Source organism: Pantoea sp. USMM079, assembly GCF_037153115.1.
Classification (GTDB): domain Bacteria; phylum Pseudomonadota; class Gammaproteobacteria; order Enterobacterales; family Enterobacteriaceae; genus Pantoea; species Pantoea communis.
The window spans coordinates 22,645-38,189 of sequence record NZ_JBBCKX010000033.1; the positions used below are offsets into that span (position 1 = coordinate 22,645).

Below are 15,545 nucleotides of genomic sequence, written 5' to 3' on the forward strand. Positions count from 1 at the left end.
TGTGCCTCTCAGAAGTCAGTTGAATAGAGGAAGGTCTGGCCGCGTCGCTTGCAGCAGCTGTAAGGCTGCCAGAGCGCATAGACTTCGTTACCGTCCTGAGCAATGGGATACGCGCCGTCAGGAAAGACGGCGCAGGAAGCGGAAAGCGTGGGCGAAAGGCGCTGCCATTTATGATTCGCCGTGCCCGTGTTTTCTTTCACCTCTCCTGGTGGCCAGTAGCCGGCCTTGTGCGTGCCCTTCAGTACCTGATAAACGTGAGGCTGCCCGGAGCGGGTGATAATGTCGGCGACACGCTGCGCGACCACGGCGGAGGCTTTGTCATTGTCGGTCTGGCTGACGAAACCGGAGCGGGGATAAATGTTGCCCCACATGTTGGCGCTGACCTGGCTGCCCAGTTCGCGCTGGCCGGGAACCAGCGCCTCGGGATACAGCGATTCAGGCAGTCCCGATCGCCAGACAAGTGAATCCAGCGTGCTCAGAAAGTAGGGATTGAATGGCGTGGCGGCGGTATCGCACGAGTAACCGGCAATGCTGCCGCCAATGACGGAGGTGGCAGGGTGGCCTATCGCATCGGCGTACTTGAATTTGATGTTCGATTTGCGCTGCCCGGGAGTTTTGATATCGGCGGCGTTACCGCCACCGGCTGGCGCACCGCTGGTCAGTGCGTTATCGATCGTACCGGACGCGCCGCTCATAAACGCCATTTCTGTCCAGGGATTCCCGCCCGGGCCAGTGTAGGTGGACACCACCACTTCAGGAATGAAGTGCGTCACCTTAACGGAGGTTTTCACCGAACAGCCAAAGGGCGTACACATCAGCCAGTAACAGATGCCGCTGACGCGCCAGCTGATGCAGTCCTGGGTGATGGCGCTGGCAATGATGCCTGCAGTATTGATGGCAGAAACCGTGGACGGAGCCGCAGCTACTACCAGCACGGTGGTAAAACCGGCGGCGTTGAAGTGTGTTCGGGGGGAGATGCGTATCATTTAACCCCCCTGACTGCGAAGCATGGCAGCACGGGCAACGTCGGACGTGCCATAAACCACATCCCGATCATCGAAAACAACGGCGGGGAACTTATGTAGCCCGATTTCCCAGGCATGCACAACCTGCCGGTATGCCTGAGCAATCTGCTCCTGTTGTCCGGGCCATTGCGGCGACTGAATAATTTCGCGGGCCTGCTGAGCGGCCAGCTGAGGATCTGCAGGTAGTTTGCCGAAAATGGAGTCTTGCAGCCGGTCGGGGCCATCAAGGCAGACAACCGAGCTTTCATCAGTCAGATTCTGAGGGGGATGTTCGGCATCGGTATACACAACGGTGCCGGCCATCAACTGAAACGGTATAAATAGGAAAAGTGAGTGTAATAGCCTGAGTCGCATATCGGATCTCCATCACGGTAACAGGCCGTCAGAGTGGCAGCGCGTGGTCAGGCTTTCAGCAGTAAACTCTTTTTCCGATTTTGAAAATTTTGATGAGGAGGGATATAGGGGGTGACGACCTAATGAGCTTTAATGGTTTTTTAATTAACCTGTAAAAATTCACAGGAAGAGTGGAAACCCGCGCCCGTTCCAGCGAAGCCTGAACCTGGACGATCATTCGCTGAGCGGATGTCAGCTCGTCTTTCTCAGATGCAGACGCCGGAGAGGACGCGAGAAAGGTCAGGCCCAGCACACCGCCGCATAACAGAAGTTGTGTTGCCGGACGAAGAGATTTCATATGCACCTCCAGTGGTTGTTGAGTGCGGTAAGCATGCGAAATCTGGCAGCCGGGTTCAGCCATTAACTCTTTTTGGGAAAATAAAAATTTAGAAAACGGCGCGAATGCTGGCTGAAGTTGAGCAGAGTTAGATAATTTAGATATAACCTGACGCGCCGCTATGCGGCTTGCCGGCTGACGGAGACACCTAAAAACAAGTTTCAGGTACCTCCGTGCAGCGCATATTTAGAGAAAAGCGGTAGTTACGATAATATTGATTTCATGTATAGAAAATATTTTTCTGTTCAACTTTTAATCCCTGGCAAATCAGATTCAGACATTCTGGCAGGTGCTCGGCACGAAGAATTAGATGACGGCCCACTACAGACAAAGGTCGCACTGTGTTCAGGTGCACAGCTACTCTGTATGAGGTTGTTCTACTCGGAAACCATTGACTCAAAACCCAATGAATGAAATTTAAGCGAAGACCGTTGGCATTCTAGCCATATAACACCCTCTCACCCTACCATCGCGCAAACCCCACCTGAAATGCTCCGATGCCCCGGCCAAAAAGGCCGGAACATAGTCGCTTTATAAATGGATGTAATAATTATAGTCTGAGGTGGTGGTATGACTGAGGCCCGAGGTTCGTATCTTTAGTCTGCGGCCGTCCATTTTATGCGCTCATGAAAGCCCGCTACTTAAACAACGTCAGACGGAAAGGTGGGGGGCTTGAACGAGCATAACACTCTGTAACCAGCTCTACCGGGTTAATGGCGCCCGGTGGAATAAGATCTCCGTCCTTAACGGTTTCTTGCGCCTAAATGCCGCTGACGCGGCATTTAGGCGTAGGCTGCGCACTACTAGCCCGCCTTTATTAAGAAAAAATCTTAACCTTATAAACTTTTCAAAAGCTACATTACGGCGCGATAACTACAATCCTGACTCAGCCAGCCCTGTTCTAATAACATTCAGTGTGAACGGAACCGACGAACAGATTAACCTTAAGATGATGTATCAATCAGAGACCTTATCCATGAAAAAAACGTTTTTCGGATGTTTAATTCCTAAATTTTGTCTTAATGTATTCCCTTCATATTCTTCACGGAATAATCTGCGTCTCTGAAGTTCCGGGATCACGAATTCAATAAAGTCATTCACGGCATTAACAGTATCTGGCGGTTGGATGTTAAATCCATCGGCTGCGCCAGCATCGATCCATTCCTCCATTTTATCGACAACTTCCTTAGCGGTGCCTGCGATGGTGATATGCCAGTCATCTCCCCGGGCAATTGCTCGATACATGTCTTTGACAGTGTATTTAGCTCTTGCTGCCTTCTCAAGCAGAAGTTTGCTGAAGTGGCTGTTAATCCACTCCAGCTTAAGGGCTTCCACATCAAGCGGAAATGGTGCGTTAATATCCAGATGAGACATATCGCCAAAGAACGGTTTTATCATTGCATAGCCGACATCGGGTGTTATAAGATCTTGGACTCTATCCAATTTCGCTTGGGCTTCTTCACGGGTATGACCTACATAAACCATCATTCCAGGCATGACAATGACATCATCTTCACGGCCATATTCTCGGGCCTTGCTTTTTATTCTCTGATAAAAAACGCGCGCACCTTCCAAGTCTGGTTGACCAGCGTAAACAATGTTCGCGTATCTACCTGCCATTTCAATAGTATTTTCAGAGTCTCCGGCAGTGACAAGAACAGGCTGACCTTGAGGTGATCTTACTATGTCAAGCGGGCCTCGAACTTTGAAATGCTTACCCTCGTGAGCGAGGACATGCATTTTACTGCGATCTACATATAAACCCGCCTCTTTATCGACAGGAAACGCGTCATCGCCCCAGCTATCCCATAAACCTTTTGTGACGTCTATAAACTCCTGCGCGCGCTCATAGCGAATGGCAGGTTCAGGCCTTTTTTCAAGACCAAAATTTCGCGCTTCTTCAATATTATGTGAAGTAACAATATTCCAACCTGAACGCCCGCCACTAATTTGATCTAAAGTTGCAAAAGCGCGAGCAGTTTTATAGGGATGGCCATATGTAGTAGATACTGTTGCTACCAACCCGATATGTTGAGTATGTACAGCAATAGCAGAAAGTATTTGCAGGGGATCATTTTTATGAACCGCATGACCTTTCGTTTTCGTTCTTGAATCATTCTCTATATAGTGCGAACCGAGTACATCGGCAAGGAAAACCAAGTCAAATTTTCCTCGTTCTGCAGCTTTAGCTACCTCGATAAAACGCCATATATTCATCATACTGTCCCGTGGCACCTCAGGTAGGCGCCAGGATGCTACGTGATAACCATGACGCCAAATCGAAAGGCCTAGTTTAATTTTTTTCTTCATTACAGTTCCTAAAAAAAAATTTTAAAAAAGTGTTATAGGCTTAAATAATTTCGACCGAACGAATTCTATTATGAAAAACCTTTTTTTTCTGTAACCCATCGTCATGTGGGAGTGTCAAACATTCTAGCTGGTCAAACCAGACAGCATTTGGATCGTATATTGCTAGAAAAGGTTTTCTGCACAGTGAAGGATTTCTGGCCTGAAGATATTGAAGAGAAATGTATTTTTGATCATTAATTTCAATAATTCCATCTATGCACACTTTGCCTTCAGTTGCAGACATTATCGGACCTCTAACTGAACGAGCTAATCCAGATACTTTTGAATAAGCTTTCTGGAATATGTCATAACATTCTACGAGTGGAACTTCAAAATATTGTTTTGGTCCAGTGTCTCGCTCGACGAACATGTAATATGGAATACAACCTAATTGAACCTGTTGAGTCCATAAATCAATCCAATCTTCAGGCTTGTCATTGACATGTTTTAATAAAGGCGCCTGAGTTCGAATAACGGCACCGGTTGCTAGTATTCGTTTTATTGCGTGCCGAGTTTCTTTCGGAGCAAGTTCTCGGGGATGATTGATATGTGCCATAAATGCTAAATGTTTACCACTAGCAGTTATTTTTTCAAATAATCGCATCAAATCATCGGCATCTTCATCCTTGGTAAAGCGTTGTGGCCAGTATGTCAGAGCCTTAGAGCCTAAACGGATAGTTGTAATATGAGTTTCATCCAGTAACGGTTGGATATATCGCTCTAGTATTCGGGTTGGCATAATCATAGAATCGCCACCCGTTATCAAGATGTCAGTAATTTCCGGATGGATTTTAAGGTAGTCGATTAATTGACGGACATCACGCGACTGGAAACGGTCCTCTGTATCTCCAACAAACTGAGCCCATCTAAAGCAGAAGCTGCAATATGCATGACATGACTGACCTGCGCTAGGAAAGAACAACGCCGTCTCGCTATATTTATGTTGAATACCCGAAATTTTTTGGTCATTAATGGTCGGTATGTTAAACGCTTGACCTGAAGGGTGAGGATTGAGCTCAGTTCGTACGTCTCTAACTACATTGAGTAATTCAGTACGGCTCCCACTCAGAGCTTGACTTATGCGACTAAATTGTGAGTCCGCTAACATACCTGCTTGTGGGAATACTAGTTGAAAAAGTGGATCATCAATGCCAGCATCCCAATCGATTAGATTTTCCAGATAAAAAGAGTTAACACGAAAAGGCAAAACCTCAGATATCACATTGAATGTTTTCTTGTAGTCTGAAGGCAATTTACCCCAATAAACTGACTCTCTAAATTTCTTTGCGTTAATAGGGAGATATTTATTGCTAACGTTTGACATAGCTAATCCTGCCATTTAAATATAAAGACTCATGTGTAAGTTTAGATTAAATAGAATGTGATTTCATGAATTTCTGTACACTTATATCAACCGTCATCCAGTCCACTGTGAACAAATTAAACGATCGGATCTCTATATCTAGGCTATCTAATATACCTTGCGTAAATCTTGGTGTTATGGGGTGTAATGCTGTCGCCAGCGAAATAATAGCCCGCAGTGCTAATCTGGCTCTAGTTCTATTCAATGCCGAATTTATAAATTGGGTTTTTCTTTCCAAAGCTGAGTCGAGACAAAATGTTGTAATTTCATCTATAAACGTTTCAATATCCCGAGTTATTTTACGCAGGTCAGGCATGTTGAAAGAGTAGCGATTTTCCATTCCGGTTATGAATAGAGATGTTGATGCAAAGAAAGAATGGCAATCGGCGCACCATTGTCCGGGGCCAGGCAGGAATTTTTCATCTGAAAAAGGCAAAAATACCTTTTTAAGTGCATTGTGCATCGCGGGAAGTTTGCCTGACCAAAACTCAGTCTTGAAGTGATCAAATTCATGGCGATTAAAATCCACTTCTATACGATGAGTTCGGTTTTTACATAGATAGAAACGAAGCGCCTCTGCATTTTCATCGGTTACATATTCATCAACCCAGATAGCATGATTGCGTGAGGTGGAAAACTTCTTACCCTCAAGTTGCATCATATGGTTTGGAATAACGTAACTTGGCATGAACTCTCTCATTCCAAGAGCTGCAAGAACAGCTGGAATGACAAGCAAGCGACCAAAAGCATTGTCAATCCCGAATAGTATTGCCAACTCCGGCAATTCATCGCCGGCGAGTTCATGCCAAAGCCTGGTTTCTCCTTTTAATGCATACATTTGTTCAATAGCGAGTAAATGACGGGGGACATACTCCATAGGGACAGTGAACTTCAAATTTTCTAGGCCAGGAATATTCACGGGTACTCCTGCGCTAATGGGGTTCGTCAGACAAACCTCAGGCAATCCACGGTCCAGCCAACTTTCAACGAACAATTTAGAGAATGCCGAAAGACTTGTGCTGGCAGCAAAACATTCCAATTCATTTTCGAGAGCTTTAAGCTGCAAAAAAAGCCTTTTAAGAGGACGATGGCTAAGACCGGTACCACACAGATTGACAGGGTTAATGAGATCGGCGTCAAGCACCAGAGCTCCGCATCCCTCACATTCAGTACCTGAGGATTCGCCACCACAATGGGGGCATTCGCCATGAACAAAGGCATCAACGCAGAATTCATTTTTCTCAGAGTCATATGGAACATTGTGTATTCTTTCAACAATCAGACCCTTTTCCATCAACTTTTCAAGAACTTCATACACAATTTCATCTGAGCGCAGCGTTGGTCGCGTTTCAAGAAATATGTCCTGCTCAACACCGAGTAAGTGCAAGGAGCGTTTTAATCTGCGTGTATTTGTTTCAGCTAGGGTGTAGTAATCAGTTCCTGAGTTAACGGCGGCGATCTGAATGTGTTCAAGATGTCCATGTGTCCCCTGAACCTGATATGTTTCTTTACCCGCCATTCTTGCCGCCCTTGTAACGACATCTGCTACCATAAAAGGCCCAGCGGCATGTCCTAAATGCATGCCTCCATTAGGTGTCAGCATGGCAGGTATGATCAATAATGGTTTTGTAGAATTTTCTTTAATGTTGCTGCTTTCGGTTGCGTTCTGTTCGAATATTTCTCGATTGTGCCACCATACCGTTTGCATTACTGCATTTTGTTCTAATGCTTCAATACGATGACGGCAAAGTGGTTCTACTCTTATACAATCGCCTTCGTTAAGAATCATATCTTTTCCGTCAAGGTATACACGTACACTTCCGCGGATAATCGTCCAGAATTCAACTTCAGTATGATTATGGCGTTCCGTGCTACTTCCTGGAGTCAATTTTAAAATTCGAATCGAAATGTCTGATTTCTCAGGCACAGGATTGATACGATAGATGCCATTCTCAAATGAAGCATTAGATAATGCATTTTTATTCGTAACGTTGATAACCTTAAATCGTTCCAATTTTCAACTCCTTATTTTGAAATGCGATAGGGTGATTTTGTTTTGTATGAATTTCTTTTTCCCAATAACTGATGTTTTTAATTATTGCATCTCCAATGACCTTTCCTCTCTCAGAAACTCCTGCAAGAGTGTGTTCGGTGGGCCCATGCTGAGCACGCGAATGATTAAGGATAAAAACATCTGGAGATGATGGGGTGCAAAATTGCACAGAAAAATCACCATTTACGATTAAATCCTCATTATACTTTTTGGGATTTAAAGAGTTAAGCAATGATTTATGTAAAGTATTCTCAAAGCCTGTAGCACAAATAATCAAGTCAGCCGTAATATTAATAAGGTTTTTTTTAGGCTCACATTGTTCTATGTTGATGGTAACTTTATTATTCTTCTCTTCTAGATTATTCACTGAAGAATAGGGATAAAGATATAAACGCTGCCTTTTATCAATACGATCTGAAAATGTTTGTTCATATATCGCAGATAAAACATCATCAGTGACAGTAGCATAATTGGTGTTGCATAAACCTGATAACATATTCTGGCGCAAAGAATTATCACAGTTAAAGAAATCTACTGCCCGAGGATAAGTATAAATGTCATTCACGAAAGGATTAGCGTCTGTTGATTTGAATATAAAATCACGAGAAATCACACTAACCTTACCGACTTTAGTCCTTTCTAATAGAAAGCGAATTATTTCTCCAGAGCTCTGGCCACGACCAACTATTACGATATGGCTATCATCAGACAGTGTATCAAGCGGGACTTTATTCAAAAATTCATTGGAGTGTAGTACATGTTTATTTTTTGATGACAACACTTCTGGGATAAAAGCTTTATGCCCCTGAGATAAAACCAATTGTCTCGCTTTTATTGTTTCAATTTCGCCCAAACTGTTTTTTAAGGTTATCTCCAGAATATCCTTACCATTAGCTACGGGTAATCTTTTTAACTTGCAAACCTCATAATTGTAATGGATAAACTTATTTAATTTTGACGCTATCCACTCAAGATAATTAGAAAATAAGTTTCGGGAAGGATAATACGTATTCAAATGCATAAATTGATATAGTAAGCCTTCTTCTTTAAGGAAATTAAAAAATGTATAAGGGCTCGTTGGGTTTCTTAAAAAAGCCAAGTCCTTTAATAAAGAAACCTGTAAAGTTGAAGTTGGTAATGACAGACCAGGGTGCCAACTTGCATTCTCTCTTTTCTCGACTAAACGTATGTTATATCCTTTATTAAGAATACCAGCTTCATCCATGTAACTTAAGACTGAAAGATTAGCGGGACCGGCACCAACTAGTAATACATCTAATATCGAATTCACATTGCCTCCTCAATAACTGACGTTAATGTTCCAGATGATTTAAATTCAACGAAGTGATGTTTTTTTAAGCTTCTCAAAAAAACCAGCCCTATCTGAATAGCAGGCTCTTCATGGGGATATATAATTCCGGAATGAACGGTTTCAAATAGATACTGAATCGCTATAATAGTAAAGGCGCATGTCATAAATGCCATGGCTGATATGTCATTTTCATTTTGCGACACGTTAATAACTAAATCCCCCTCATCTCCTGAGTGATTAATGTGTTTCCATTTGCATAATACAAAATCTTTAATCTTAATCTCGTCAGTTTGGCTAGCAGTGTTAAGCAAAGTATTTGTCAACTCTCTGATGCTTACATTTAATTCGCCAATATTAACCTTCCGTGTTGAAAGCAAACCTAATGACTCACACCACCGCGAAGCGGCAGAAAATCCTGGCCACCTCAAGGTATTTTGTGAGAAATTATCTACTTGGTCTTTGAAGTGTTCTGCAGAAGTTGCAAGCATTGCATCATCAAACGCTTCAAGATGGCCAATAGAAGGAAAATATTCATGCTTAACTTCGATGAACCGCGGGATAGAATGTAGTTTTCGATGCTTAATTTTTAAGGCCATGCGTGGTTCGATAGGCAACCTTTTTCCAAAGGTTAACGTGTAACCAAAAGGCCCTTTTGGAGTTACCGGCAGCCCCCCACAGTAGCTTTCAAGAGTTTTACTTTGCGGATTTTTTTTTAGAATATGGGAAGATATCGACTCCATTAAGCCCGGTTCCAAACCTGTTCCTAGCAGAATAGGATGCTTAATATTGCTAATTTTTTGGATAAGTGAATCGTCTAAATCTGGTCGACCCAAAACAATAACCGGGCAGATATCTAACGAAGCCAGAGTGCTGATAAGGTCTCGTGCCTCATACCATGATATAGCAACAATTATGGTATCAGTTCCCGCCGGAATACTGATACTTGTTCTTTCATGAGGGGAGGATACTGTTAGCTTTCCTGATTCGATATATTTTTTTTGCCGTTTGGCAACAGAGTTTAATATATCACGGTCTATATCAAAAAGGGTAACATATGCGCCTTTCTCTAAAGCCATTTTCACCAATACAGACCCCATGTTACCGGCACCTATAATTGAAATTCTTTTTCCTGTAAAACACATATATTGAATTCCTGTATTGGATATTTTAAAAATTCAAATAAAAAAGAAGCCGAAACATAGTTAAGCTAATACTCATTTCGGCATAAAGTTGAATTCTTGATGGTTTTCTTTACTCTATTTTGATGCTTAAGGAAGATGTTACCTCATCGAGAGTTTTCAAAAGCATTTCGTAAGTAGGGGCATGAGCGACAACAGATATAACCCTATGGGTTGTGTAACTTCTAGGAGGCAAAATTATTGAACTTCCCAATGGAATTTCAGTCATAACATTATCCAGTCCTCCTGTATCCAGAATAGCCTCATCATAACCAGATAAACCTAGGAAGCGGCCCTCTTTTTCTGCGAAAATATACCTTATTCCTGCATATGACATGTCACGCTGAGATTTCAGGTCAGGCACTCCCCCTGTTGCAACCTTGATTATGTTTGCAACATGATCAACGCCTGTGCTTCTTGGTACTAAATGAGTCGTGATATAACCACCACCCGGGCGTCCATTGATTTCGATGAGAGTAAATTTATTGTTTTCGATTTTCCCTTCTATATGCAAAGTACAGTTGTCACAGCCTGTAGCTTGGATAATTGCAACGATCTTACGTTGCACATCGAGTTTTGCTTGGTCAGAAGCTGCTGATGGGAATACATGCTGCGACTCAAATGGGAAAGGAGACGTGGTTGATTTATCTGTAATTCCAATAATATCAACGATTCCTCGATGAACCAAGACCTCTACACTAACTTCTTGACCTTGAATATATTCTTCAACTATAAACTCATCACCGTGCTTATTGAAGATAGGATCATTGCCTGCAGACACAAGGGAATGGAGATTACTGATAGCTAATGCCAAATCTTGTTCGCTTTTAAGAATGAATATTCCTTTAGAGCCATTTCCTCCTGTTGGTTTTACAACCGCGGGATAGCCTAATTTATCCATTGCCGTATGGAGTTCGTCAAGAGTTGAGATTTTATGAAAGCGAGGTGACACACCTTCAATACTTGACACGGCTTGACGAGTAAGAAATTTACTTCTGATTGTTCGAACTGATTCGGGCGTTAGTCCGGGTAATTCTAGAGCTTGATTGACTCTTGCAATAAAACCAAGTTCCAAATCGGTCCAGCTAAAGGCACCTATAACGTTATATCGCGAAGCTACATTTCTAGCGACCTCTAACCCTACTTCATAGTCAGATGTATCACATTCATGCCATTCCAAAAGATGTGGTTTAGCCATTTCAGGTATAGATCTGCCTATTAGTACAACTGAAAGGCCTAGTCTCTTGGCCGCTGAGAGAGCTTCGAACCTTTCGTTATTTGTTCTTCTTAAACCTGCAAAAATCACGACTGAATTTTTCACATGAACTCCATTGTAAAAGTGGGAAGAATTTTTCATTAACATATCTAATTCATCAGCATCTTATTGTCTCGTTCAAATGAAGTAAACCATTAGGCTTCTTTAATGAGTTATCAGCTATTTAATTGAGAAAAATTCATGATGATTTTTTTGTTCATTATTTTATCTTTAAAAACAACATGTTGTGATAATTATTTTGATTTATTCGTAATTTACAAAAAATGCAATGATTTCCCCTCTTGTTTAACAATAAACACATTGAATGTTTATTACCTGAGTGGTATGTCTCTCCCTTTATGGTTGTGTAAGTTATTAATAAAATTAATTGATATTTAAGCTGTTATGTGATTACATATATTTAACAACTTTGATGCATGTTCACCCCAACTGGAGACAGTAAGGGAGCTTGCCTATTCTTTTTTTTTAGTCTGCTCTGAATCACTTTTTTAGCTCTAATTTAAATCGGAGTAACGTTTTAAACTCACAATGAAATTAAGTGTTTCATTCTATTTCTATGGAATATAAGTGATTTGAAGTTCCATAATTGTAACGGACAGCTTTGTTACAATTTTTCTAACACGAAGATTCTTAATATCCACTTTCGTACAAATAAAATAATTTGTTTGTCTTGTTTTTTATACAAATAATGGAGTTAAATTCTAAATAGTCATGTGATATAGGTTGTTATTTTGCGAATAAAGTGAAGGTTTTCCTGCAAACGGTGTTTAGTCGTAACTTTCAATAACAACGGCTCATATCAATCGATTTTGATATCTTCACAAAGCTCTCTAAATACAGCTACAGGCAGCTCCAGGCTGATAGTTTGAGTTGTGTTACGAATTTTTGTTATGCCACGCAGGCCGGGAGGGACCCGGGCAGAGATTTGTTGCCCAGGCCTTTAGAGATTACGCGAGAGAGGTAGTATTACGCCTGCAAAATAGGCTAATTAAAATTGTGGCTACGAATACAAAAACAAAAATAATATGGAAAAGTGAATTATGTTCATTTGTCCACACAGCAAAAACGGCCCCCAAACTCTCGCCAATTCCTACTGATATAATTGAAAGGGAAAATATGGCTGTTCTTTCAGATGCTTCAGTATTTGAAGACATAATGCTTTGATACGCAGGGATGGCAATTATTTCGGCTGCACTTATTAATAGCAGGAATAGGTAAAGCATCCCCATTGAGTTTCGCAGTGATAATAATAAAAAGGCTGATCCGAAGAGCAAAAAAGAAATGATAAGTTTCGTATTATCGGAAAGTTTGACTATAAGACGATTTACCGGATAGGCAAGAATTAGAACAGCTAAACCGTTCAAAGCAGTAACTGTCCATACCAAGTCGGATCTATGTAAACGGTCGATCACGAACAGCGGCATGGTTGTTAACGCAAGAGAATATATAAACCATACCAAAACAATAATTAGTAACGTCCATGAAACCACTTTCTTCCTGACCAGGCTTAACAGCAATTTAAAGAAATGTCCTTGTTGTGGAAGCGTGATTTTTCTTGTCGCCCAAAAGGTATATGCGCAAGTAAGTGAAAAAAATGCAGACATCACTTCGAACATATAAACCGGTCCGAGGTGTTTATAAAGCAACCCCAAAAATATTGCTCCACCACTTGATGCCAGGTTTGTAACGGTACTGAGTAACGAGTAGTTTAATGTAAGAGACTGATTTTTTAAAAAGGAAGTGGCAATGCGAATAACAATTGAATTATTACCGTAGAAAAGACCAATGAGAAATGCCCCTAAATAGAGGTCAATTATTCCTCCTCGTGATAAGAGGTAGAAGCCTAAACCTCCAAGCAATTGCAAAATTGTGAGCAATAAAGGGAAATTTATCTTATTAAGATAGGGAGAAAACGCTAAACGACCAATTCTTGAAAAAAATATTAAAGTAAATAATATTCCACTCGTGTCTTCTGAAGACAGTTGCATGTTTTCATGAAGATAAGCGATTAATAACGCTTGTGGTGCAAAGAATGCAAATGCACCGATGAAATCCTGGATGAGAATAATTTTAAATATTGAAGAGTTTCGAAATGCTTTTTGCATTGTATAGCGCCTCCTCATAGCTTGAACCTTCAGCACAAATCAAATTGCGCTCGCCGAGATATGCATGTCCTATAAATCCCTGCTTATCAGTCAGGCCCGGAGGTAGCAAAGAGGGGCGACTCACTCCTTTAGACTCAGACCATACTGCCATATGTTTCTTTTTCTCTGGCTTATAGCAGAGTGAGTCAGTGAGTTGACTTTGCCATATATTTATTCCGGCTGTATCTGCAGCCATAACGGAGATAAAGTCCCCGCCTACGCGATTATGAATTTCCCCTAAAGTAATCCCATCATCCGTATCCCAAAATTCAGCATGTATTAAGCCGTATTCGATGCCTATTACGCGGCAAGCATAATCAACTAAATCTTCCGCTTGTTTTATTTTCACCTCTTCAAGGCTGTTTCCCACAGGGTTCACATGTCCTTGTTCGAAAAAAGTGTCTTTGAATAAGAATTTTTCGGTTATACTCAACATATGAAATTTCTTTTTAATTAAAATAGCTTCAAGACTATATTCTTTTCCTTCAACTTTTTGTTCAAGTATAAAAGGGTAACCTTCTTCTGGAAGGGTATGGATAATCTCATCTGCGGTTCTTGAACAAATAGAATAGACCCCGCGACTTCCTGCATCGGTTACAGGCTTGAGAATAGCTTCTTGATTTGAGAATGTCGTTCTTAATTTTTCTTTAATATCGTTTGCAGAATAGCTCAGCAAAGCACGAGGCTGGTTTATTCCGCAGTTTCTCAAAAGTTCACGGCAAAGAAACTTGTTCTGTATCAGCATTATGGTTGCAGGACGCGTCCATGAGCAACCTAATATTATATTTATCTTGCTGTTCACAAACTGAAGTTTCTCACGGAAAGCGTAACTTCTTTGAAGTTTTGGATAAGTGGCTAACAAATCACGAATTGACTCTTCATCATATCGATTAGTAACCACGACTTGGTCGGCCTTTAGAGCCCTTTCGCCAAAAATTTTGAGGTTCTCCTCTGTATCAGTTAGCAGGATTTTATATCCTGCTTGTCTGGCTTCTTCTATCAACGATGGCCCCTGTACAACACTTGCCCCGCCCAGTAATAACAGCCATTTATTTTGCACCTGTCACCTCTCAAATTATAACGCTAGAACGAAGTATGCATGCAACATGATTCACTAAATTGATAACAAACCCTTAACCTCCCTGAGGTAAAATACCCCATAACCAGAATTAAACAATAGGATGAAAAAAATTTATATATTAAACAATATCATGAAATCTTTTCTTGCAGAATTTTGAGCCATCACATTTGTTTTTTCTCACATTTTATGTTGTTAACTCTGCCTCTCTACATAGAAAAAACCGTTGTTTAGTGAATGTTTGGTCTTCTATTTTATTCTCTGAAGATTCAGTCCGTATGGCTCTGGCTTGTTAGTTGCTCTCACTGCTTTTTATCTTTTTCAGCGCATTCAACATAGGCATTTCTCACAAATGACCTATGTAATCATGCTGCTCCCGTATTGCATTGAACATATGTTTTTTTTTGAATATCAACCTGCCCTCTGTTTACCATTTCTCAAATACAAGGGGGAATTGGCCTGTACAAACATAACGCTCTATAACCGGCTCTGCTGGGTTAACGGCGTCAGATGGCTAAGAGCCGTCCTTAACGGTTAATGGGACCTCCATGCCGCTGTTCACACGGCCCGTCGCGCCGGGCTGGCCGATTTAGCGGCGCTGGACAACCTGTTTCTGGTTAGGTTGCTGGCGCAGGCGGAAAAGCAGCACAGCTTTTACAGGGAGCAGACCTGTGATATCAACTTTCTGCTGAAGGAGGGGCGTGGAAAAGGCCTGCAGGCCCACCTCCCCGGCAAGCTGTACTACATCTGGCACGCAGGAAACGGCAATCTGGAAGCACAGAACGACCTTCACCGGCTACAGCACGCGCTGCATGCGGTCAGGATTACAGGCTGAATTTATATGGTATTGGCGCATAGCGAGTGGAGCGGCCGGCGGCTGAGTCAGGCGGCATCAGGCATTTATCTCAACCGCAGCGAGCTCAATGCCGGTTTTGACGGACATGCCCAGCAGCGCATCACCAGCGAACTGCCGGCACTGGATGCTTTACTGAACCGTTCAGTCTGGCAGGTGGCCTGTGTCATAAGTGATTAGACCA

The 15,545-nt window shown here is 42.0% G+C and carries 12 protein-coding genes; 1 reads left to right on the plus strand and 11 read right to left on the minus strand.

Features of this window, described 5'->3' with window-relative positions:
* Nucleotides 1-8: 8 nt before the first annotated feature.
* The 11 genes from WFP70_RS25015 to WFP70_RS25065 all read right to left on the minus strand — a co-directional run bounded on the left by WFP70_RS25015 (nucleotide 9) and on the right by WFP70_RS25065 (nucleotide 14,490).
* Entirely contained in the window at nucleotides 9-986 is a 978-nt protein-coding gene (locus WFP70_RS25015) for a TIGR03756 family integrating conjugative element protein (protein ID WP_337024737.1), read from the minus strand.
* Nucleotides 987-1,379 carry a TIGR03757 family integrating conjugative element protein gene (locus tag WFP70_RS25020; protein WP_337024736.1) on the minus strand — a complete coding sequence of 131 codons (393 nt, stop codon included), beginning with the start codon at nucleotides 1,377-1,379 and terminating at the stop codon, nucleotides 987-989. It lies immediately after the preceding gene.
* Nucleotides 1,380-1,434: 55 nt separating this feature from the next.
* Entirely contained in the window at nucleotides 1,435-1,716 is a 282-nt protein-coding gene (locus WFP70_RS25025; protein ID WP_337024735.1) for a hypothetical protein, read from the minus strand.
* A 996-nt stretch (nucleotides 1,717-2,712) separates the two neighbouring features.
* A complete protein-coding gene (locus WFP70_RS25030; protein WP_337024734.1) occupies nucleotides 2,713-4,065 on the minus strand; it encodes an LLM class flavin-dependent oxidoreductase in 1,353 nt (450 codons plus the stop codon).
* Between the two features lie 40 nt (nucleotides 4,066-4,105).
* Nucleotides 4,106-5,428 (minus strand): KamA family radical SAM protein, encoded by a 1,323-nt coding sequence (locus tag WFP70_RS25035; RefSeq protein WP_337024733.1) that lies wholly within the window; start codon nucleotides 5,426-5,428, stop codon nucleotides 4,106-4,108.
* Nucleotides 5,429-5,474: 46 nt separating this feature from the next.
* Nucleotides 5,475-7,481: a class I tRNA ligase family protein gene (locus WFP70_RS25040; RefSeq protein ID WP_337024732.1), complete on the minus strand. Its 2,007-nt coding sequence runs from the start codon at nucleotides 7,479-7,481 to the stop codon at nucleotides 5,475-5,477.
* Nucleotides 7,468-8,811 (minus strand): SidA/IucD/PvdA family monooxygenase, encoded by a 1,344-nt coding sequence (locus WFP70_RS25045; protein ID WP_337024731.1) that lies wholly within the window; start codon nucleotides 8,809-8,811, stop codon nucleotides 7,468-7,470. The genes WFP70_RS25040 and WFP70_RS25045 overlap by 14 nt, the downstream gene beginning before the upstream one ends.
* A complete protein-coding gene (locus WFP70_RS25050; RefSeq protein ID WP_337024730.1) occupies nucleotides 8,808-9,974 on the minus strand; it encodes a saccharopine dehydrogenase C-terminal domain-containing protein in 1,167 nt (388 codons plus the stop codon). The genes WFP70_RS25045 and WFP70_RS25050 overlap by 4 nt, the downstream gene beginning before the upstream one ends.
* 109 nt (nucleotides 9,975-10,083) lie before the next feature.
* Nucleotides 10,084-11,331 carry an ATP-grasp domain-containing protein gene (locus WFP70_RS25055; protein ID WP_337024729.1) on the minus strand — a complete coding sequence of 416 codons (1,248 nt, stop codon included), beginning with the start codon at nucleotides 11,329-11,331 and terminating at the stop codon, nucleotides 10,084-10,086.
* Nucleotides 11,332-12,233: 902 nt separating this feature from the next.
* The gene (locus WFP70_RS25060) at nucleotides 12,234-13,391 is read right to left on the minus strand and encodes an MFS transporter (protein ID WP_337024728.1); all 1,158 of its coding nucleotides are present in this window, start codon (nucleotides 13,389-13,391) and stop codon (nucleotides 12,234-12,236) included.
* Entirely contained in the window at nucleotides 13,357-14,490 is a 1,134-nt protein-coding gene (locus WFP70_RS25065; protein WP_337024727.1) for an ATP-grasp domain-containing protein, read from the minus strand. The genes WFP70_RS25060 and WFP70_RS25065 overlap by 35 nt, the downstream gene beginning before the upstream one ends.
* 859 nt (nucleotides 14,491-15,349) lie before the next feature.
* Between WFP70_RS25065 and WFP70_RS25075 the strand changes: the two genes are divergently transcribed.
* Nucleotides 15,350-15,541 carry a hypothetical protein gene (locus WFP70_RS25075; RefSeq protein WP_337024726.1) on the plus strand — a complete coding sequence of 64 codons (192 nt, stop codon included), beginning with the start codon at nucleotides 15,350-15,352 and terminating at the stop codon, nucleotides 15,539-15,541.
* The last annotated feature ends 4 nt before the right edge of the window (nucleotides 15,542-15,545 follow it).